Annotated in this window: 19 protein-coding genes, 2 tRNA genes and 1 rRNA gene; 10 read left to right on the top strand and 12 right to left on the bottom strand. The window is 26.9% G+C overall.

From position 1 onward, the window contains the following. Window positions 1-19: 19 nt before the first annotated feature. Window positions 20-1,126 (bottom strand): PLP-dependent aminotransferase family protein, encoded by a 1,107-nt coding sequence (locus tag ABLL_RS12845; RefSeq protein WP_014475216.1) that lies wholly within the window; start codon window positions 1,124-1,126, stop codon window positions 20-22. 119 nt (window positions 1,127-1,245) lie between these two features. Here ABLL_RS12845 and ABLL_RS12840 point away from each other — a divergent pair, with 119 nt between their 5' ends. From ABLL_RS12840 to ABLL_RS12830, 3 genes are read left to right on the top strand one after another with little or no spacing between them, the layout of a single operon-like run. Further along, window positions 1,246-2,124: a GyrI-like domain-containing protein gene (locus ABLL_RS12840; protein ID WP_014475215.1), complete on the top strand. Its 879-nt coding sequence runs from the start codon at window positions 1,246-1,248 to the stop codon at window positions 2,122-2,124. Between the two features lie 42 nt (window positions 2,125-2,166). Continuing rightward, the gene (locus ABLL_RS12835) at window positions 2,167-2,949 is read left to right on the top strand and encodes an NUDIX domain-containing protein (RefSeq protein ID WP_014475214.1); all 783 of its coding nucleotides are present in this window, start codon (window positions 2,167-2,169) and stop codon (window positions 2,947-2,949) included. 39 nt (window positions 2,950-2,988) lie between these two features. Further along, on the top strand, window positions 2,989-3,372 hold the full coding sequence (locus tag ABLL_RS12830; protein ID WP_014475213.1) for a RidA family protein: 384 nt from the start codon (window positions 2,989-2,991) through the stop codon (window positions 3,370-3,372). Between the two features lie 226 nt (window positions 3,373-3,598). On the opposite strand, the gene ABLL_RS12825 is transcribed toward ABLL_RS12830, so the two are convergent. The 7 genes from ABLL_RS12825 to ABLL_RS12795 form a co-directional block, all read right to left on the bottom strand. Next, window positions 3,599-4,378 carry a hypothetical protein gene (locus ABLL_RS12825; protein WP_014475212.1) on the bottom strand — a complete coding sequence of 260 codons (780 nt, stop codon included), beginning with the start codon at window positions 4,376-4,378 and terminating at the stop codon, window positions 3,599-3,601. Window positions 4,379-4,430: 52 nt separating this feature from the next. Then, window positions 4,431-6,542, bottom strand: coding sequence for a helix-hairpin-helix domain-containing protein (locus tag ABLL_RS12820; RefSeq protein WP_014475211.1), 2,112 nt, complete (start codon window positions 6,540-6,542; stop codon window positions 4,431-4,433). Further along, window positions 6,535-7,269 carry a phytanoyl-CoA dioxygenase family protein gene (locus tag ABLL_RS12815; protein ID WP_014475210.1) on the bottom strand — a complete coding sequence of 245 codons (735 nt, stop codon included), beginning with the start codon at window positions 7,267-7,269 and terminating at the stop codon, window positions 6,535-6,537. The genes ABLL_RS12820 and ABLL_RS12815 overlap by 8 nt, the downstream gene beginning before the upstream one ends. 73 nt (window positions 7,270-7,342) lie before the next feature. Next, the gene (locus ABLL_RS12810) at window positions 7,343-8,053 is read right to left on the bottom strand and encodes a 2OG-Fe(II) oxygenase (RefSeq protein ID WP_014475209.1); all 711 of its coding nucleotides are present in this window, start codon (window positions 8,051-8,053) and stop codon (window positions 7,343-7,345) included. Between the two features lie 24 nt (window positions 8,054-8,077). After that, a complete protein-coding gene (locus tag ABLL_RS12805; RefSeq protein ID WP_041654906.1) occupies window positions 8,078-8,482 on the bottom strand; it encodes an ester cyclase in 405 nt (134 codons plus the stop codon). Further along, a complete protein-coding gene (locus ABLL_RS12800; protein ID WP_014475207.1) occupies window positions 8,466-8,696 on the bottom strand; it encodes a hypothetical protein in 231 nt (76 codons plus the stop codon). Before ABLL_RS12800 ends, ABLL_RS12805 begins: the two co-directional genes overlap by 17 nt. A gap of 42 nt (window positions 8,697-8,738) precedes the next feature. Then, complete coding sequence (locus tag ABLL_RS12795) at window positions 8,739-9,824, bottom strand: hypothetical protein (protein WP_014475206.1); 1,086 nt, start codon at window positions 9,822-9,824, stop codon at window positions 8,739-8,741. A gap of 387 nt (window positions 9,825-10,211) precedes the next feature. Here ABLL_RS12795 and ABLL_RS12790 point away from each other — a divergent pair, with 387 nt between their 5' ends. After that, window positions 10,212-11,795, top strand: coding sequence for a nitrite/sulfite reductase (locus ABLL_RS12790; RefSeq protein ID WP_014475205.1), 1,584 nt, complete (start codon window positions 10,212-10,214; stop codon window positions 11,793-11,795). 9 nt (window positions 11,796-11,804) lie between these two features. On the opposite strand, the gene ABLL_RS12785 is transcribed toward ABLL_RS12790, so the two are convergent. Genes ABLL_RS12785 through ABLL_RS12770 form a run of 4 tightly spaced genes read right to left on the bottom strand, consistent with a single transcriptional unit; the run spans window position 11,805 to window position 17,632 of the window. Continuing rightward, window positions 11,805-14,090: an ABC transporter substrate-binding protein gene (locus ABLL_RS12785; protein WP_014475204.1), complete on the bottom strand. Its 2,286-nt coding sequence runs from the start codon at window positions 14,088-14,090 to the stop codon at window positions 11,805-11,807. A gap of 46 nt (window positions 14,091-14,136) precedes the next feature. After that, window positions 14,137-15,069, bottom strand: a complete 933-nt coding sequence (locus ABLL_RS12780; protein WP_014475203.1) for an ABC transporter ATP-binding protein — start codon at window positions 15,067-15,069, stop codon at window positions 14,137-14,139. Continuing rightward, a complete protein-coding gene (locus ABLL_RS12775) occupies window positions 15,066-16,634 on the bottom strand; it encodes an iron ABC transporter permease (RefSeq protein WP_014475202.1) in 1,569 nt (522 codons plus the stop codon). The genes ABLL_RS12780 and ABLL_RS12775 overlap by 4 nt, the downstream gene beginning before the upstream one ends. Further along, window positions 16,625-17,632, bottom strand: coding sequence for a Fe(3+) ABC transporter substrate-binding protein (locus ABLL_RS12770; RefSeq protein WP_014475201.1), 1,008 nt, complete (start codon window positions 17,630-17,632; stop codon window positions 16,625-16,627). The genes ABLL_RS12775 and ABLL_RS12770 overlap by 10 nt, the downstream gene beginning before the upstream one ends. 174 nt (window positions 17,633-17,806) lie before the next feature. Between ABLL_RS12770 and ABLL_RS12765 the strand changes: the two genes are divergently transcribed. The 6 genes from ABLL_RS12765 (at window position 17,807) to ABLL_RS12740 (ending at window position 22,418) form a co-directional block, all read left to right on the top strand. Further along, window positions 17,807-18,376 carry an aminodeoxychorismate/anthranilate synthase component II gene (locus ABLL_RS12765; protein ID WP_014475200.1) on the top strand — a complete coding sequence of 190 codons (570 nt, stop codon included), beginning with the start codon at window positions 17,807-17,809 and terminating at the stop codon, window positions 18,374-18,376. Window positions 18,377-18,382: 6 nt separating this feature from the next. Then, complete coding sequence (locus ABLL_RS12760; RefSeq protein WP_014475199.1) at window positions 18,383-19,582, top strand: glycosyltransferase family 39 protein; 1,200 nt, start codon at window positions 18,383-18,385, stop codon at window positions 19,580-19,582. Further along, window positions 19,579-20,208 (top strand): type II secretion system protein, encoded by a 630-nt coding sequence (locus ABLL_RS12755; RefSeq protein WP_014475198.1) that lies wholly within the window; start codon window positions 19,579-19,581, stop codon window positions 20,206-20,208. The genes ABLL_RS12760 and ABLL_RS12755 overlap by 4 nt, the downstream gene beginning before the upstream one ends. A 413-nt stretch (window positions 20,209-20,621) precedes the next feature. Then, window positions 20,622-22,139: ribosomal RNA gene (locus ABLL_RS12750) — 16S ribosomal RNA — on the top strand. A gap of 96 nt (window positions 22,140-22,235) precedes the next feature. Next, window positions 22,236-22,312 (top strand) — tRNA-Ile (locus ABLL_RS12745). Between the two features lie 30 nt (window positions 22,313-22,342). Continuing rightward, window positions 22,343-22,418, top strand: a tRNA-Ala gene (locus ABLL_RS12740). Window positions 22,419-22,497: the final 79 nt, after the last annotated feature.

Here is a 22,497-nt window from a genome sequence, read left to right as displayed (position 1 = left end):
AAGAGAAAAATCTCTTATTCTATAAACAACTTTTTATAAGTTTTATACCTTTTTCAATTTGTTCAAAATTTGAGTGAGTATAGTTAAATCTAATTTCTGGATTAGGTACTTTATCTATATAAAATTGATTTCCTGGAACAAAAACAACTTTTTTCTTTAAGCATTCTTGAACTAATGCAAATGTATCAATTCCTTCTTCAAAACTTCCATATAAAAACATTCCACCTTTTGGTTTTTGATGTTTAAATTCAGGCATAATTTTATTTAATTGTTCTGAAAAATAGTTTGCTTTTTTTGCATAATCATCTCTAATTTCTTGAAGATGTCTTTCATATTTTTCTTCATCTTTTAAGTATTCAGCTAAGATATATTGAGAAATACCACAAGAGTGTAAATCTATGCTCTCTTTTATAATCATTAATGATTTTAATAATTCCTCATCTGCTCTAATCCAACCGATTCTTAAACTTGGAACTAAAGTTTTTGAAAAACTTCCTAAATGGAAAGAATTTTTTGGTAATTTTGAACTTATAGCTATATTTTTTTTATCAAAAAATAGTTCACTATATGGACTATCTTCTATTAAAATTCCATCATATTTTTTTACAATTTTTGCAATTTCTTCTCTTTTTTCATCACAATATGTTGTAGCTGATGGATTTTGAAAATCTGGAATTAAATATGCTAATTTTGTTTCTTTAAAACTTTTTTCAAATTCTTCTACATTTATCCCATCATCTTCAAGTTTAACCCCAAACATATTTAAATGATTTAATCTAAATATATTCATTGCACCTAAATATGAAGGTTCTTCAATAGTAATATCTTTACTTTCAAAGAATTTTGCAAGAATATACATAGCTTGTTGACTTCCTGTTGTTATTAAAATATTATCTTTTGTTGTAGGAAATCCTTCTTTTGTGTATCGTGATGCTATTTGCTCTCTTAATTCATTAATTCCATTGCTAATCCCATATTGATAAATTTTTGGATTATCTAAGGCTGTTAAAGTTGCAACTTTTAAATCATCTCTTGGAAATAGTTTTTCACTTGGAAGTCCACCTGCAAATGAAATAGTCTCTTCATCAATTGCTTCAAGGATTTCTCTAATAAATGATCTTTTCATAAATCTCCTTTTTATTTGTGAAAGAATACACGAATTTGATATTTTATTCTTTACATAAAATGCTTTTATTATTATCTATTTTTGCTAATTTTATGTACTTTTGTTGCTATAATATTATTATGAAAAAAGAGACATATGAAAAACGAGCAAGAATTGCAAATGATGTTATGAATTATATATACAAATATATAGATACTAATATTAATATTGATGAATTAAGTGTGGAATTAAACATAAGTAAATTTCATCTTCATCGAATATTTAAAGAAGAATTTGGTAAAAATATTTATGAAAGTATAAAAGCAATTAGACTTGAAAAAGCTGCAAATTTACTTATAACAAATAAATATTCAACAATTACAGATATTGCTAAAATGACAGGTTATAGCTCTCAAACTTCATTTTTAAGAGCTTTTAAAGAAAGATTTTTAATGACACCTAAAATGTGGAAAAATGGTGGTTATAAAGAGTATTCAAATAAAATAGTTGAAAAAATATCATCAAATAATGAAACAATAGATTTTTCAAAAATAGAACCAAGTATAGTGAAAATGCCTGAAATTAAAGGTTACTATATAAGACATAAAGGATATGATAGAACAATTAAAAAAACATGGCAAAAATTACAAACTTGGATTTATACAAATGATATAAAAGAGTATAAACAAATGGCTCTGCATCATGATAATCCAATTATTACTCCACTTGAAGATTGTCAGTATATTGCAATAGCTGCAATTGAAAATGAACAAGAGTATTTAAAAGATTTGTCTCTTCCAACTTTGATAATCCCAAAAGGAATATATGCAAAATTTTCATTAACTGGAAAATATGGAGATGTAATAAAACTTATTCAATGGGTATATCATACTTGGTTGATAGATAGTGGATATGAAACAACACCAAGTCCTTCATATACAATTTACCAAAAGAATCATTTTTTAAGTTTAGATGAAGAGTTTATTTTGGATTATTACTTACCTATTCGATATGTTTAATTTTAATTTGTCTATAATTACTTTTGATTTTAAAGGATTATGATGAATACAAGTTTAGAAAGAATAGGGTGTTTTGACACCGTACTTGATCCATATAATGGAATCACAATAGAATCAAAAGATTTACCATCAACTAAAGAAGAGTTTGAAATAAATTTAGACTTTTTAATAAATGAAGTTGAAAATAAAAGAAATCTAATTTGGATATATATAGATATTAAAAAATCAGATTTTATTCCAATTTGTACACAAAGAGGTTTTATTTTTCACTCTTGTGATGAAGATTATGTGTTAGTTGTAAAAAGATTAAAAGAAAATGCAGTCATTCCAACTTGTGCAAATCATACTTTAGGAGTTGGTGCAGTTGTAATAAATGAAAATAATGAACTTCTAGTAATAAAAGAAAAAATTTCAAATATTGGATATAAACTTCCAGGTGGTCATATAGATAATGGTGAAATGATTTCAACTGCTGTTGTAAGAGAAGTTTTTGAAGAGACAGGTATAGAAGTTGAATTTGAGTCTATTATATCTTTAGGGCATTTTTTTCCTCATCAATTTCACAAGTCAAACTTATATGTATTATGTACTGCAAATCCTAAAACTTATGAAATAAATATTCAAGATACTCATGAAATAATAGATGCAAAATGGGTAGATGTAAATAAATATTTAGAAGATGAAACTGTACTTAATTACTCAAAAGCAGTTGTTTTAGCTGCACTCGAGTATAAAGGTTTTATTAAAGCAAATCATGAGGTCTTATGTCATATCAGAAAAGATTTTGAACTATTTTTCCCAATAGAAAGTAAGAAGCTTGTATAATACCAAAAATTAAAATTGAACTATTAAAAAAGGATAAAAATGAAAACAATAATTTCAACATCAAAAGCACCAAGTGCAATTGGACCATATAATCAAGCAACAGCATTTGATAAACTAATTTTCACTTCAGGACAAATTGCACTAGACCCAACAACTATGGAAATAGTAAATGGTGGAGTTCAAGAACAAACAAAACAAGTTATGGAAAATCTAAAAGCAGTTTTAGAAGAAGCTGGAAGTTCTTTTGAAAATGTTTTAAAAACTACTTGTTATTTATCAGATATGGATAATTTTGTAGCTTTCAATGAAATCTACGGTCAATATTTCAAAGGTGAAACTGCACCTGCTAGAAGTACAGTTGCTGTTAAAACATTACCAAAAAATGTTTTAGTTGAAGTAGATACAATCGCTTTTAAAAAATAATTAATCTTACTTAAGTTACTTTTTCTTTTTAGTAAAGAAAAAGTAGCAAAAAGAAAAGCGTTCGCGAAGCTTCAAAATAGCTAAAAAAATTATAGAGATTCTAAAATTTGCTGTGCTTGCACTCTCTTTGAGAAAATTCGACTCCATGCCTTCGTCTCAAACAGTTCAAATTTCTTTACGAATTTATATAAATTTTTCTTTACGCTATTTTGAAAATGCTCACATTTTAAAACGGTATTTCATTTTCATCAAAATCTACTATTTGATTTGTAACCTGAGTTTTTTTCATTTCGAATGTATCTTGATTTTTATTAATCCAATTCCAACCTAATTCTGTAAGTTGATAAGCAAAATATTCATTTCCATTATAATCTTGATATGGTGTATATAGAATAAATTTTTTTTTCTCTAAACTTTGTAATCCAAGAACACAAGCCATTTTTGTAAAACCACTGTTTTCTACATCTTGTTTTATACTATATGCAGCTACATTACTATTTGGTTCATCTAAGTTTTCTACTATAGAAACAATTGTAATTAACTCATGTTGTGATAATCCTTCAACCTTAGCGATACTATCTGATGAAATTTTAGAATAAGTCTCTTGCTTTTCTAAAAGTGCTTTAACTTTTTTTTCAATTTTTTCTTGGAGTTCTGTAAAATCTCGCATAGAATCTTTTGAATATCTGATAATTGTTCTATGTCTAATATCAAATGGAAATTTATCTCTTTCTTTAGAGCAGATTAGTATAACTTGTTTATTTGCAGAAAATGCATACCCTAGTTCATACCAGACATTTGGATTATCTTCACTTATATCAGCTAAACAAATTACAGAATCTCTAATCCCTTTTTCAATATTTTCTATAGGCACGATAGTGCTGTGATCTTCATCAACTCTATATGGGGTTAATCCTAAATTTTTGATGGCAGGTTCAATTGTATCTTTGTATCTTTTATCAAATTGTCCATTATCAAATGGCTGAATTATAAAACATGTTTGCATTTATGTACCTTTTCATTATAATTATTATAGTATTAAAATAATTCTTAAATAATTACTTTAAACTCAACCCAACCCGCTGTTTCTCCAAATCAATACTAATAACTTTGATATTTTTCAACTGTTGATTTATGCTTAAAACATCCATTGGATGTGAAATTCTTTTTTCGCTTATTTGTGAGATGTGAATTAAACCGTCATTTTTTAGGCCTATATCTACAAAAGCTCCGAAGTCAGTGATGTTTCTTACCACTCCACTTATTATGAATCCTTCTTTTAGGTCTTCTATTGTTTTAATATCTTTTGAAAACTCTACTGTGTCAAATTCACTTCTTACATCGTAGCCAGGTTTTAGAAGTTCTGCAATAATATCTTTTAGAAGTAAAATAGGGCAGTTTAACTCTTTAGAAATTTCTTCAATTTGATTATCTTTTATCTCTTCTATTTTGTATTTTTTTTGCAATTTCTCAACTACATCGTAGTTTTCTGGATGAATTGCTGTATTATCTAAGATACTTTTTCCATCTTTGATTCTTAAAAATCCAACTGATTGTTCATAGGCTTTTGCTCCTATTCCTTTTACTTTTAGAAGTTCTGCTTTTGTTTTGAAGTTTTTGATTTTTTCTTTGTGTTCTATTATATTAAGGGCTAGTTTTTCTGAGATTCCAGAGATAAATGAAAGCAGTTTATATGAAGCTGAGTTTATATCAACTCCCACTTTATTTACTAAATCCACAGTTACATTTTCAAGTTTTTGTTCTAATTCTTTTTGATTTACATCGTGTTGATATTGTCCAATTCCTAGTGATTTTGGGTCTATTTTTACTAAAGCTGCCATTGGGTCACGAAGTCTTTGGGCTATTGAAATTGCACCTCTTATTGTTACATCTAGATTTGGATATTCCATCATTGCTATTTTTGAAGCTGAATAAACACTTGCTCCTATTTCACTAACAACTGCATATTTTACATCTAAGTTATTTTCATTTATCAATTTTGATATAAATGCTGCTGTCTCTTGTGAAGCTGTTCCATTTCCTATTGCTATTGAGTTGATTTTATATTTTTTGATTAACTCTAAAACTACTTTTGATGAGTTTACAAAATCCTCTTTTGGTTTGGTTGGATAAATCACATTTGAAGCTAGATAATTTCCATTTTCATCAATTACTGCTAATTTACAACCACTTACAAATCCCGGATCCATTCCTAAAATCACTTGATTTACAAGAGGAGGAGTAAGAAGTAACTCTTTTAGATTTTTCCCAAAAAGTGTGATTGCTTCACTTGAAGCTTTCTCTTTTAGTTCACTTAGAGCTTCTCTTTTTAGACTTGGAAGAAGTAATCTTTTTAATCCATCTTTGTAGGCTTCAAAAACTAACTCTTTTGAGCTTGAGGCACTTGCTGGGATTTTATATTTTTTTATATTTTCTAAGATATAGTTTTCATCAACTTCGATTTTTACTGTTAACTCTTTTTCATTTACAGCTCTATTGATTGCTAAAAATCTATGTGATTTTATATATTTCACTTTTTCACTAATATTTGCAACACTTACATAAACACCATTTTCATTAAATGTTTTTGTTTTTTTAGTTTCTATTATTCCATAGTTTAAAACAATATTTCTAATCACTTCTTTTGTTCTAAAATCATCGGCATATCTTTGTGCGATAATATCACTAGCTCCATTTATTGCATCTTCTATAGTTGCTACTTCTTTATTTAAAAACTGTTTTGCTTTTTGATTTATTTCATCAAGTGAGTATTTCATACTTTGAATAATATTTGCAAGAGGTTCAAGTCCATTTTCAATAGCTGTTGAGGTTCTTGAAGATTTTTTGTCTTTAAAAGGTGCATAAATATCTTCTAACATTTGTAAAGTTGTTGCATTATTTATGTAATTTTGGATTTTTTCATCTAAAAAATTTCTCTCTTTTAAAATAGAGATAATTTCTTCTTTTCTATTTAAAAGTTTTAATGAGTAGTTATAAATCTCTTCAAAATCACGAAGTTGTTCATCTGTTGCATTTGAAGTTAAATCTTTTCTATATCGAGCAATAAAAGGAATTGTACATCCATCTTCTAAAAGTTTTAATATGTTTTGAATTACACCTTTAGAAAATGATGTTTTTTGCTCTAGTAAGTTTATTAAATTATCAGTCAAGTATTACCTCTTTAAAATCACTTCTTGTGTTGTTTGTTGGTTTGTTTGAAGCAGCTCTAACTGTGTAAACAAAAGATATTTTTGGAGTATCTGTTGTATTTTTATTTGCATGATGAAGTGTTTTACAGTGAAATAATACAACATCTCCTTTTTCTAAATTTGTATGATTTCTTGTTTTTATAAGTTCAATATTTTTAGGATGTTTATCTAAAAAATTGCTTTTTTCATCAAATTGTTCTTTTTCAAAAGTAATTTTATGAGAAGCAGGAATAAACTCCAATAATCCATTTTTGAGATTTTCATCACCAAGTGCAAGCCAAACTGAAACTAAATCATTATTTTCAAAATTCCAATAACGTCTATCTTGATGCCAATAAGTTCTAGTGCTTTCTTTTGGTAATTTCGTCATTATTGAATTATGATGAGCTAAAGTTAAAACAGGAGTATCATTTAATATTTGTTTTAAAATAGGTCTAATTTTTTCATTTGTCATCCAACTTCTAAAAACTTCTTCTCTATCATAAACTTGTCTTAATCTTCTTACTGTAATATTATTTTCATCAAGATTCATATATTCTTGTTCACTCTCGATGGGAGCTTGTTTTTTAAGTAAATGTTCTTTTGCTTTTTCTAAAATTGCATCGCAAAAAACTTCATTTACAAATTTCTTAAGAACTAAAAAACCATTTTCATGGAACTCTTTTAGTTGATTTTCATCTAATGTCATTTTTTCTCTTAATATTAAAAATTTTTGTAATTATAGTCAAATTAACTTTCTTCTTTGTTGATGCACTTTAATTCTAATTTATGATTGCATTATGCCATTGAACTAGACTTATTCTTCTTCCTTTTATTACTTTTAAAACTTCATGTGTAAAATAGGGATTACTTAAAAAGACCAACATCATTCCTGCTTTTGGTTCTATTTTTATTTCATTACCATTTTTATCAAACAAAAAATTAAATAAAAGTTCTCCTCCTGTAAAACTATTATCACTTGCAACTTTATTAGTTGATGTTGTAAATAGTACACTCGAAACTTTTCTTTGTTTGGCAACTGGTACAAAACCTATAAGTTCATTATCTTTATATATCATACTTGAATCATCACTATGCATTGCGTAAAAAGAATCTTTTATATATTCTAAAACTTGAATATTTGTTGATGTTGTTAGTGCTAACTTGAAATATTCTTCTATTATTGGTTGATAGTTCAAAAATTTTTTTGTATAAATTTCTAAATATTTCTCATTAAGAGAGTAGATATTTGTTTTTCTAATTTTTTCATTTATCTTTGCTGTTGTAATAAGTTTTTGTATTTTTATTTGCGCTTTTTGATAATCATCATCTTCTTTTACTTTTTTATTTATTTCATAACACTCATTTTCATCCAGAAAGTTTTCAATAATTAAAAAAGGATAATCATAATAAGGATTAGGTAATAATTTAGTTTCAATATCAAATGAAATTAAAAAATCAGAGCAATAAATTTTATTGCTAATTTGAGTCAAATGCTTCCTTTCATAAACGTAAGTTTATGAAAGTTGCTTGATAAGAGTTTTTAAATCACCAAGTACCCAAACGTCTATAATCTTGCCATCTTTAAATTTGAAAAAAGATGCTCCATTATAAGCGATTTTATTGTTACTTGGCTCAAAGTCAAATAACTTACCAGTATGTCTACCATTATACAATGCTTTAACCGCAATAGTATCACCTTCACAAATCATAGTAATAATACTATGGAAAAGATTTGGAATACCTGTTAAAATAGTATCCATATACTCTTCGAACTGTTTTTTGCCTTTTACATCAATGTCCAAAGATCCGTGAAAAGTTATATTATCATCAAATAGAATATCAATATAATCTTTATTTTGTTTATTCCATAATTCATCATAATATATTTTTACTAATTCTTTATTAGTCAATTTCTTCATAATTTCCCTTGTGACTAGGACTGTAGTCGTCATCAAAATCATAGTTATCATATTCATCATAATCTACAGTGAATATTTTAGGATAACCTAACTTTACAAGTTCTTTATCAATATTCTCTTCAGTCAATCTATTTTTTACTCTACTCATGATTAATTCAATATGCTCTTCGCTTACATCGTTTGCTCTTAATTCATAAATAATAGCTAAATCCATAATTTCAAATTCCTCTAAATTAATATAGTTTTATTTTTGTATTTAAGCACTTTTTTCTATATATAAACTGCTTAATATATATAAAATTGTTTTAACAGACTTTATTGATGCTGTTTCTTCAACTGTGTGATAACCTGTAGTTGGTATTTGTAATGTTGCACCTTGGATATTTCCACGTGATTCCATAACAATTCTTCCAAGTTCAGTACTACCTAAAGTTAATAGTGGTAAACCTTTTTCTTTTCTTATTTTATTTTTTTCTTGTATAAAAATATCTTTACAAGAAAAATCAATACCATTTTTATGACAAAAATTTTTAAGTTGTTTTAAAATAGGAGATTTAAATCTAGCATTCGCATCTCTATTTCTTAAAACTACTTGTTGAACATCTGCTTCAATTCTAGTATCATAAGGACTTGTATCTAATACCAATAACTCATTTGTTGTCACGTTATTTTTTTTAAACCATTCATATACGTATCTCCAAGATTTACCAGCTTCTTCTTGTGCTGTAAAAAATGCTGTTCCTTGAAAACCATTTTGATATAAATAAATTATTATTGCTGCTGAAATTACATTGTCAAGTTGTGCTGATATTAAATCATCATCTCTTTTCAATTTATCACTAAATGCAATAGGTGTTCCTGGTTGTAAATGAGATAATCCTTCTATTTTAAAAATAAGATTATTAACCTCTTCACACATATAAGCATCACAAATTTTACCAATTCCAAGATAGCTACCACTCCATGGCTCATAAGCTTGAACTTGTTGATTTATATATCTTTTTGCAATTAATTGATAAGTTTGTTCTGATAATGAGTTTCCTCTTAAATCTGAACGGTTTTTAGCAAGAAATGCTGCAAATTGAAATTCATTTGGTCCTGTACAAATTACACCATGTCTATCAATATGTGCACTTAACATTCCTTTAGTAGGATTTTTGCCTTGTGCAACTAATAGACCATCATAATATTGTGTTTTTATACCAATTTCTTCTAACTCTCTTTTTAAATATAATAAAAAAGAGTGTTCTGCTCCAGTTACTGAAGGAACTCTTATTAATTGTTTTAATAAGTCAAGAAAAGGTACAAAATTTTTAGGCTCATTTGTAAATGAAGCACCCAATTTATTCTCCTGAAAAAAGTAGATAGAATAAGACCGTAGTAAGATTCAAAATCATCTAAGATTATATTCTTATTCTATATTGCAATTATAAACCATAAAAAAACGAAATAATCTGAAAGAAATCTTAAAGAAAAAAATGTTTTTAAAAAAGCTTATTTTATGGGATTTTTTAGTTGAAAATTAATACGGTACATTTCATGATATGCATAATAATTGATAAAATATTTTTTTATTTTTGATAAATTTTATTATTTAAATATGTAAGTAAAATAACTATAGTAATTTAATCAAGATTAATTTAATTTATTTTTTATAAATCTAAGATATAATTTCTAAAATAAAATGATTTTGAGATATTATATATTTTTAAAATTTTAGGAGAAAATTATGGCAAAAGAGTTATCTGCATTAGAGCAATTAAAAGCTTCAAGAAATCCTTTAAGAGTTATTGATGATATTTATAAAGAAGCAAAAGAAGGCATTCCTTTAAAAGATGAATATATTGGTTTATTAAAATGGTATGGAATGTATCCTCATGTAAATAGTGATGGCAGAGAAGATAAAAAATATTTTATGAAAAGAATCAAATTAGTTGATACTAAAATGAATTTAGCTCAACTAAAAGTTATGGCACAAATAGGTCTTGAATATGCACAAGGATTAGTAGATTTCACAACAAGACAAAATGTTCAATTTCACTATATTCAAATCAAAGATATGCCAGCAATTTTTGAATTATTACAAAGTGTGGGTTTAACTTCAAGAATGGCTTCAGGTGATGGACCAAGACCAATTATGACTTGTCCAGTGAGTGGAATTGATGAAGGTGAGATTTATGATGTAAGAGAACTTGTAAAACAAGTAGATACTTACTTTGATAAAAATGATGATAGATTTTGTAACTTCCCAAGAAAATATAAAATAGGTATTAGTGGATGTAAATGTCATTGTGCAGCACATGAAATCCAAGATGTTGCATTTACTGCATTTAAAGCAGATAATGGTGAAGTTTTATTTGATTTAACAATTGGTGGTGGTTTATCAAAATCAAAACAAATAGCTACACGTGCAAATAGATATGTAAAACCAGAACAAGTTTTAGATGTTGCAGTTGCATGTGCTGAAATTTTTAGAGATAATGGAAATAGAGATAATAGAAATAAAGCAAGGGTTAGACACTTATTAAATGATTGGGGAATTGAAAAATTCGTTGATGAAATTGAAAAAGTAATTGGATACAAATTACAAGAAGGTTTAGTTGAACCAAAAATTGCTTCATTTGAAAATAGAAATCATTTTGGAATTAATAAATCAAAACAAGAGGGATATTCTTATGTTGGTTTTGCAACTAATTCAGGAAGAGTTCCGGGAACTGATTTTGCAAAAATGTATGAAATTTGTGAAAAATATAATGCAGAAGGTTTAGCTTTAACAGCAACTCAAAATTTTGTAGTTTATGGTGTTAAAGATGAGGTAGTTCAAGCTTTAGCTGATGAATTTGTAGCTTTAGGATATCCATATCAACCAACTCCTTTTAGAGCAAGATTACAATCTTGTACAGGAAAAGAGTTCTGTAAATTTGGTATTACTGAAACAAAAGAGTTTGCAAAAAAAGTTGTTGTTGAACTTGAAAATAGATTCCCAGAATTTATTGAAGATGTAACTATTTCATTCTCAGGATGTGGAAATGGTTGTTCTCAACCACAAATTTCTGATATTGGATTTGTTGGTGGAATGATAAGACATGAAGGTGAAAGAGTTGAAGGTTATGAAGTTCTTTTAGGTGGAAATTTAGAAGGAACAAGTAAAAGTAGACTTTCAAGAAAAATTGGAGTAAAAGTTCCAGCTACAGGTGTTGTTGATTATGTTGAAAAACTTATAAATGATTACAAAGCAGATAATTTAGGTCAAACAAGATTTAAAGATTATTTAGCAGCTTTAGAGCCAGTTGGTGCAATTGAAGAAGAATAATAAAAAGAATTAATCTTTTGATTGATTCTTTTTTAGTTTTTTATAATTGGCTTTTGCTATATACATTGATTCATCTGCTTTTTTGAGTAATGAATCTAATGTATCATCTTTTTCATATTCTGTAAATCCAAAGCTACAGCTAATTTTTAAAGATTTGTCAAATTCAAATTCAATAGTATTTAAATTTCTTTCTAATCCAAAGATTATACTTTTTGTTTGTTCTTTGTTTGTTTGAGGTAAAACAATCAAAAATTCGTCTCCTCCCCATCTTCCAAAACTATCAGTTTGTCTTATATGTTTATTTATAATTTGAGCGACTTTTATTAAAACAACATCACCCATATGATGACCAAATTTATCATTTATTAGTTTGAAATCATTTAAATCAAAAAATATTATTGAGAATTGAGTAAGGTATCGTTTACTTCTTAATAGCTCATGTTCACAAATTTCTTCAATTTTTCTTCTATTATAGATATTTGTTAAACTATCTTTATTTGCAAGTTTTAAAAGTTCTATTTCAGCTTTTTTTCTTTTCTCAATCTCTTTTTTTAGTCTTAGGTTGAAGAATAAAAAAATGAATAATAATAGAACTAAAGGAAGTATGAATTTTAAAATTTGTAAATAAGTAATACTATCATGATACAAAATTTGTTGATAATTATTTAATATAGATTTTTGTTCGTTTTTAGTCAATTTACTTATGGTATAGTTTACTAACTCAACAAATTCTTTATCTTTATTTTCTACTTGTAAAAACATATTTAAAAAGTAATTTAAAGTGGTGTTTATTTTTAAATTATGAAGTTTATTTTTATTTATATTATGAGAAAGAGCATAAATATTATCTATAAATCCAAAAATTTCATTGTTCTTCAGTTTATAAAAACCATTGTCAATAGAATCAATTTTTACAAATTTAATATTTGGATATTCTTTTTCTAATATTGGAATTATTTTTAAACTATCAAATACTCCAATTTTTACATTTTCTAATACTGATAAATCACTAATATAATTTTTGTCATTTTTTGTAACTATGGCTATTGGAATTTGAGCAATAGAATTACTTAATATATATTTATCACTTGTAATTTTTTTTAAGCTATAAACAAATCTTGCCTTTATTGTATTTGAGAAAATATTAAATAATTTATTGCTGATAGTCTCTTCTAAATTAAAAGGTTTATTTAATTTTTTAGAAATAAAATCCCAAAAATCAATTTCTATACCTTTAAATTCATTTGTTAATTTAAAGGAAAAAGGTATTTTATTATCTTCAACTAAAAGAGTAAAATGATTATTTCTTAAATAATCTAATTTCTCTTTATTCAAAATAATTTTTGTTTTATTTAATATAATTGAATTAGTATCAAATTTATTATTATCTTTATTTAATCCTAAAAAGGTATAAATCTTTTTTATTTCATCTATTTTTTCAGCTGAAATATCTCCTAATAAACCTTCATTATATTTTGATAGCTTTTTTAAAATTTTACCTTCATATATTAAATCTTCTAAACTTTTATTTTGAGTATTATATTTTTCAAAAATTATTTTTGCTGTTTCTTCAATATTTTCAAAAGCATATTTCCATCCTTTTAAAGAGGCTTCATTAAAATCTTGAACTCTAATTGAATTGTTTAATAATTCTTTTTTTGATGTAAATAAAATACCTTCATAAAAATTAAAATTATATTCATTTGGATCAATAATATTATATTCTATATTTCTTTTTTCCAAAATATGTGGTTCATTTGAAAGATAACAAGCCATAACATCAGTTTTTCCATTTATTAAATCTTCAATATTAAAAGTATGTTTTTGAATTTTTATATCATTTAAATTTAGATTTTGAGATGTAATCATTGATTTTATTGATGTAGCTTCAATTGCATCATTTGTAATCATTATTTTTTTATTTTTTAAATCTTTTATAGTTTTTATATTAAGACTTTTTAGACTTAATAGAACTAAAGGAGAACTTTGATAAATACTAGATAATAAAATAATATCTTTTCCACTTAATGTATCTAGTATAAGTGATGATTTCCCAATACCATAGCTATTTTCATTATTAATTACTTTATCTAAAATATTTATATCTTTATTTGATTCTTTTATTTCAACATTTAAGCCTATATTCTCATAATAGCCTTTTTCTTTTGCAATATAATAACCTGCAAATTGGAATTGATTTCCCCAATCTAAATAGAGAGTTATATTTTGATTTGCATTAATTTGAGCATTAAAGATAAACAATAATAAAATAATAAGTAATTTTTTAATAATCATAAAATGATTTTACTATATAAAAAATAAATTTATTATTTTATAATTATTAAAATTTTAGGATTTCACCATTGAATTTATATTTTATTTTTTGTCCTATCTTCAAATTATCATCAAAACTATGAACTAATAATTCTTTTTTATTTGAAATAATTAGAACCTCGTAAAAACTTCCATAAAAAGTTATTTCTTTAATAATAGCTTCAAATTCACCATCAAAACAAATCTCTATATGTTCAGGTCTTATATATGAATTAGTTTCAATTTGAGTCATCTTACCTAAAAAGTTTGCACAATATAAATCATTTGGATGGTGATAAATCTCTTTTGCTGTTCCAACTTGTAAAATATTACCGCCATGCATAATAGCAATTCTATCAGATAAATAAAAGGCATCTTCTTTATCATGAGTTATAAATAAAGCTGTAATATTAAAAGCTTTAATCATCTCTTTTAATTCAACTCTTAAATGACTTCGTAATTCTGTATCGATATTACTTAAAGGTTCATCTAGAAGTAAGATTTTTGGTTTATTGATAATTGCACGAGCTAGCGCAACTCTTTGTTGTTGACCTCCACTTAATTCGTGAGGAAATTTATTTTCTTGTCCTTTTAATTTTGTTTTTTCTAAAACTTCATCTAAATCTTTTTTTGAAGCTTTGCTTCCAAAAGTAATATTTGAAGCAATTGTAAGATGTGGTAAAAGAGCATAGTTTTGAAATACAACAGCAACTTCTCTATCTTTTGGCTCTAAATTTTTATTTTTTGAAAAAACTGTATTATTGTCTATAATAATTTCACCATCATCAGGAGTTTCAAGTCCAGCAATCATTCTTAAAAAAGTAGTTTTTCCACTTCCACTTTTTCCAAGAATTGTGAATATTTCACCTTCTTGGATTGACAAATTTATATTATTTGCAATACAAATATTTCCTTTACAAAATATTTTTTGTAATTTTTTTATTTGAACTATATCATTCATATTTTTCTTCTCACAAATTTAGAGTTTAAAAGTAAAACTGCAATAGCAGTTGTTAAAACAAGTACCAGTGAAGGAAAACCTGTTTTATAAAGCATTTCATTACTTGCAAGGTGGCTAATTTGAATTGCAAGTGTATCAAAATTAAATGGTCTTAAAATAAGAGTTGCGGGTAATTCTTTTGCAATATCTATATATAAAATTAAAAAACCACTTAAAATATAAGGTTTCATTAGAGGTAAATAAACTTTTATAATATTACTTATTTCACTTTTTCCAAAAATTTTACTAGCATCATCAATACTTGAATCAATTTTGCTAAAACCATTTTCTATTGAACCAATACTTGAGGCAAAATATCTAGTTGTATATGCTAAGACTAAAAGTAAAAAAGTTCCACTAAGCAAAACATGATTTAAAGCTTTATCAATAAAGTTACTTATAACTAATAATCCAATACCAACAATTGCTCCAGGAATTGAATATCCTAAAATTGATAGTTTATGTGTAAAGTTACCAATTTTAGATGGATAAAATCTAAGCATATAAACAACAAAAAATGATAAAAGAATAATCACTATTGAAGAGATAAAATTTAATGTTAAAGTATTTGATAAAAATTGAAAAGTTTCAAAATCAAGTGTGTGAATATCAAGAATAAACCAATAAACTAATATTGTTGTTGGAATAAATAGAGTTATTAGTGAAATAACAAAAGATATAAAAAATGCTATAAAATTATATTTTCCAGTAAGTTTTATTTTTGGTGCTTTTTTCCCACTAAATGTAGAACTTACAAATCTATATTTTTTTCTTATTAAACTCTCAACCCATAAAATTGCAAATACAAAAATTAATAACATAATTGCAACATTTATTGATTGTAAAAAATCTCCATATCCAAACCAACTTTTAAATATTCCAATACTAAAAGTATCTATTCCAAAATATAAAACAGTTCCATAATCACTTAAAGTTTCTAAGATTGCTAAAAGACAACCTGCAAAAATAGCTGGATATGCTAAAGGAAGATATACTTTGAAAAAAGCTTTTATAGGATTTATTTTGTGTAAAGAGATAAGTTCAGTTACAGTTGATGAAATTGAACCAAAAGATACTTTCCCTAAAATATATACATAAGGAAACATTGCAATTCCAAAGATAAAAATCGCTCCATACATATTTAATATATCAAGTCTAACACTTTTACTTCCAACAATCTCAGATAATATTCCTCGAAATTCAAAAAAACCTACATAAGTATAACCTAAAATATATGCAGGATAAGCAAGAGGTAAGATAAAACAGATTGCAAAAAATTTGCTTCCAAAGTATTCAAATCTAGCACTTAAATATGAAGTAATTGTTCCAATAACTAAAACAGAAAAAAAAGTTCCAATAACTAATATTGTAGTATTAGTTATATATTGTTTCATTAATTTTCCAAATAGAAAATCAAAGTCAAACTCATTTTTAAAAATAAAATATAATAAAAGAGCTAATATTGGTGAAGCGATACAAACTCCAATAAATGGAGCAATATATCGTTTAAATTTATTTATTTCCAATCTGCTTCCGTCGCTATTTCAACAGCTTTTTTAGTATATTTCCCAACTTCATTTAATGAAATTGTATCTTCTTTAAATGCTCCCCAAGATTGTACAATTTGTGAGGCTTTTGCATTTGGATTTACTGGGAATTCTTGATTTGCTTCTGCAAATACTTCTTGTGCTTCTATTGAACTTAGATATTCAATAAATTTGATAGCATTTTCTTTGTTTGAAGCAAAATTTGTAACACCAGCACCTGTAATATTCATATGAGTTCCTGTTGTCTCTTGAGCTGGAAAAAAGATTTTTAAACTTTTTGCAATTTCTTGGTCTTTTTTATCTTTACTTATTAACATTACACCTAAGTAATAAGTATTTACAATTGCAATATCAGCATCACCAGCACCAACTGCAATAATTTGGTCTTTATCGGCACCTTTTGGATTATAAGGCATATTTGAAACTAAACCTTTTGCAAAAGCTAAAGCTTTTTCTTCTCCATAGTTTGCAATAATTGAAGCTAATAAAGATTTATTATAACCACTTGTTGAAGAACGTGTTACAACTTTATCTTTAAATTTTGGATCAGCAAGGCTTAAATAATCACTTAAATCAGCTGGATTTACTGTTTTTGGATTATAAACAAAAACTCTTGCTCTTTTTGTAAGTGCAAACCAATTATTGTCTGGATCTCTTAAATTTTCAGGAATATTTTCGTTTAATACTTTTGATTCGATTGGTTGTAAAAGATGTCTTTTTTTTGCTTGATATAAATTTCCAATATCTGCTGTTATTAAAACATCAGCTGGTGTATTTGCACCTTCAATTGCTAGTTTTGCAACAAGCTCTTCAGCTTGTGCTGTTATTACATTTACCTTAATACCTGTTTCTTCTTCAAATTTTTTATAAATTATCTTATCTGAATCATAATGTCTTTGAGAATATACATTTACTTCATTTGAAGCGAACAAAGAACTTGCTAAAACAACTGCACATAAGGCTAATTTTTTTATCATAATTGCACTCACTTTTTCTATATTAATAATTATTATTGAAATGATATAGTTTTAAAACTTTAATCATTCTTATATATTAAGAATGATTATCATAAAATAAAAAATTCTAATTTAACGTAAACAAATTATATTGTTGTTATAATACTTTAACTAAAAAATAGGAATAAATTAAACATGATATTAATGATTGATAATTATGATTCATTTACTTACAATATTGTTCAATATTGTTTAGAATTAGGTGCAAATTTAAAAATTATTAGAAATGATGAATTGAGCATTGAAGAAATTGAAGCTTTAAATCCTGAAAAAATTATAATTTCTCCAGGTCCAGCAACTCCTGATGATGCTGGGGTTTGTTTAGAAGTAATTAAATATTTTGCAGGTAAAAAACCAATATTTGGTATTTGTTTAGGACATCAAGCAATAGGACAAGTTTTTGGAGCAGATGTTGTAAGAGCAAAAAATATGATGCATGGAAAAACTTCATTAATAAAAGTAGATAAAGATACAAAAATTTTTGATGGTCTTCCAAAAGAGTTTACTCAAACAAGATATCACTCTTTAATTGTTTCAAAAGAAAATTTACCAAAAGATATAATCGTAACTTCTCATAGTGAAGATGACAATGAAATTATGTCTTTAGAAATAAAAGATAAACAAATTTATGGTGTGCAATTTCACCCTGAATCAATAATGAGTGAGCATGGATATAAAATCATTGATAATTTTCTAAAATTATAGATTGATATGATTGCTAATTACAAATATAGCTACTATTTTTATACTTTTCTAATTATATTAATTTGTACTTTATTAATAAAAGCAGATTTATCTCTTAGTATTTCTTATAAAGAAGCTTTAAATGTATTTGTAAATAATTCAATTTTAACAATTATTACAAATACATCAATGTATTTTTTTGGTCAAAATGATATAGCTTTAAGACTACCTTTTATACTTTTTTATTTTTTCAGTGTAATTTTAATGTATAAGATAACTGATAATTATTTTAAAAATGAAAAAGATAGATTATTATCAATTATCATTTTTATGTTATTACCTGGAGTTTTAAGTGCATCATTATTAGTTAATAGTGCCATAATAGTTATATTTTGCACACTTTTATATTTATATTACTTTCAGAAATATAATAAACAATCATATTTATTATTGATTCTTTTCCTTTTTGTTGATAATTCATTTGCAATTTTATATTTAGCATTGTTTTTCTTCTCAATAAAAAACAAAGATAAAAAATTATTGTATTTTTCTTCAATATTCTTTATTATCTCAATGTATATATATGGTTTTTCAACAGATGGAAAACCAAAAGGATTTTTAGTCGATACCGTTGCAGTTTATGCAACAATTTTTTCTCCTATTTTATTTTTATATTTTATTTATGCAATTTATAGAGCAGGTATTAAAAATGAAAAGAGTTTAAGTTGGTATATATCATTTACAGCATTATTATTATCTATTATTATATCTTTTAGACAAAAAGTTTATATTGAGGATTTTGCGCCTTATGTTGTGATTTCTATTCCTTTAATGATAAAAACATTTTTACATTCATATAGAGTTAGACTAAGAGAATTTAGGAAAATATATAATATTTTAGCAATATCAATAATATTAATGTTAACTATAAATGTAATGTTAACTTTTGTAAATAAACCTTTATATATGTTTCTACCAAATCCAACAAAACACTTTGTTTATCAATATCATTTTGTAAAAGAATTATCAGAAGAATTGAAAAAAAGAAATATAGATGGAATAATAAGTGAGAACGATGAATTGTTATTAAGATTGAGATTTTACAATATTCATCAAGGCGATAAATATTATATATCAACAAAAGAATTTTATAATTATGATGAGAAAATTACAATAAAATATTACGGAAGAGAACTTTTTGTTGTTTATTTGAAAAAAATAAAATGAAAAAATCTTTTTCATTTTTAGAAATCATTATAGTATTAACATTAATATCTTTTTTATATACACAATTCATCCCCAAAAGTAAAATCAATAAACTTGATGAAATTACAAATAGATTAACTCTTTATTTATCATATACAAGATTAAAAGCATTATTAGATGACAAATATGATGAAAATGATTCTTTATGGCATAAAAAAAAATGGACTATAAAATTCTTTAGATGCAGAGAAGCAGAAGATGGTATTTATTTTACAATATATAGTGATAAAAATAAAACAGGACATCCTAGTATTGAAGATACATTAAAAGATCCATTAACAAATAAAAATATTTATAGTTCAAATTATTGTGAAGAAAATGATAAAAATAGTAAATATACATTATTAACAAAAACATTTGATATAAAAGATGTTAATGTAAGTTGTAATAATACATCGTCTTTAGGTCAAATATCTTTTGGTAATGATGGAAAAATATTTTCAAAACTTTCAGCTTTTGAAAATGAATTTAATGAATATGAAATTGAAAATCCATGTATAATTAAACTAATTAGTAAAAATAATGATAGCAAAGAGATAAAAATTTATCCAAAAAGTGGATATTTAGAAAAAATAAATAATAAATAGAGATATATTTATGGAAAAAAGTACTAAAACACAATTTAAACATAGTGAAAATTTAAAAATTATAAAAAAAATAAAAATTTATACAAAATACTATTGACAAGCTAATAAAAATCTATTATAATTCCCGTCCAATTTGACTGGAACGCTTCAAACGAAAAGTGAGAAGAGAGACGCTTCAATCGAGAGGGAATGATCTTTAAAAATAATTATAAACGTTTGTAAAGTAATCTTTATAAACCGAATATGAGACTCTTATAAAAATCTATGTTTGTTTAGATTAAAAATAAGAATAAATGTTAAATAAAAATATAAAAACAAGAGAATTTGGTAAAACAAATACTTGTCTATAAAATTTGAGTGATAATTTTGTAATTGAAGAGTTATAAAATTTGTCAGTTTCAAAAGCTCTATAATTTATGGAGAGTTTGATCCTGGCTCAGAGTGAACGCTGGCGGCGTGCTTAACACATGCAAGTCGAACGAGAACGGATTATAGCTTGCTATAATTGTCAGCTAAGTGGCGCACGGGTGAGTAATGTATAGATAACCTGCCCTCTAGAAAGGAATAACAGATGGAAACGTCTGCTAATGCCCTATATGCCTTTAATACATAAGTATGCAAGGGAAACGCTTTAGTGCTAGAGGATGGGTCTGTATGGTATCAGCTTGTTGGTGAGGTAATGGCTCACCAAGGCAATGACGCCTAACTGGTTTGAGAGGATGATCAGTCACACTGGAACTGAGACACGGTCCAGACTCCTACGGGAGGCAGCAGTGGGGAATATTGCACAATGGACGAAAGTCTGATGCAGCAACGCCGCGTGGAGGATGACACATTTCGGTGCGTAAACTCCTTTTATATAGGAAGATAATGACGGTACTATATGAATAAGCACCGGCTAACTCCGTGCCAGCAGCCGCGGTAATACGGAGGGTGCAAGCGTTACTCGGAATCACTGGGCGTAAAGAGCGTGTAGGCGGGTATATAAGTCAGAAGTGAAATCCAATAGCTTAACTATTGAACTGCTTTTGAAACTGTATACCTAGAATGTGGGAGAGGTAGATGGAATTTCTGGTGTAGGGGTAAAATCCGTAGAGATCAGAAGGAATACCGATTGCGAAGGCGATCTACTGGAACATTATTGACGCTGAGACGCGAAAGCGTGGGGAGCAAACAGGATTAGATACCCTGGTAGTCCACGCCCTAAACGATGTACACTAGTTGTTGTGAGGCTCGACCTTGCAGTAATGCAGTTAACACATTAAGTGTACCGCCTGGGGAGTACGGTCGCAAGATTAAAACTCAAAGGAATAGACGGGGACCCGCACAAGCGGTGGAGCATGTGGTTTAATTCGACGATACACGAAGAACCTTACCTGGACTTGACATAGTAAGAACTTTCTAGAGATAGATTGGTGTCTGCTTGCAGAAACTTATATACAGGTGCTGCACGGCTGTCGTCAGCTCGTGTCGTGAGATGTTGGGTTAAGTCCCGCAACGAGCGCAACCCTCGTCATTAGTTGCTAACAGTTCGGCTGAGAACTCTAATGAGACTGCCTACGCAAGTAGGAGGAAGGTGAGGACGACGTCAAGTCATCATGGCCCTTACGTCCAGGGCTACACACGTGCTACAATGGGGTATACAAAGAGCAGCAATACAGTGATGTGGAGCAAATCTCAAAAATATCTCCCAGTTCGGATTGTAGTCTGCAACTCGACTACATGAAGTTGGAATCGCTAGTAATCGTAGATCAGCTATGCTACGGTGAATACGTTCCCGGGTCTTGTACTCACCGCCCGTCACACCATGGGAGTTGAACTCATTCGAAGCGGGGATGCTAAAGTAGCTACCTTCCACAGTGGATTCAGCGACTGGGGTGAAGTCGTAACAAGGTAACCGTAGGAGAACCTGCGGTTGGATCACCTCCTTTCAGAGAATTAAGTTAAGATTCGATTCTTAACTTAAAACTAAAAAGAAAGAGTTTTTATATTCGGTTTATAAAGATTATTTAAATAGGTAGTAAAAGGGGCCTATAGCTCAGCTGGCTAGAGCGCTCGACTGATAATCGTGAGGTCTCAGGTTCAAGTCCTGATAGGCCCACCATTAAATAATCTAGAAAGATTAATTTAGGTTGGGGAATTAGCTCAGCTGGGAGAGCGCCTGCTTTGCACGCAGGAGGTCAGCGGTTCGATCCCGCTATTCTCCACCACCTATTAAGAGTAAATGCGTAATAATTAATTTATAGAGTGATAAAGAAGTTAAATATAAGTTCAAAGGATATTGAATTT

The sequence above is a fragment of the Arcobacter sp. L genome, from assembly GCF_000284235.1.
Lineage (GTDB): Bacteria > Campylobacterota > Campylobacteria > Campylobacterales > Arcobacteraceae > Aliarcobacter > Aliarcobacter defluvii.
Note: the sequence above shows the minus strand (reverse complement) of the source record. Positions and strands in the feature narration are given on the sequence as shown.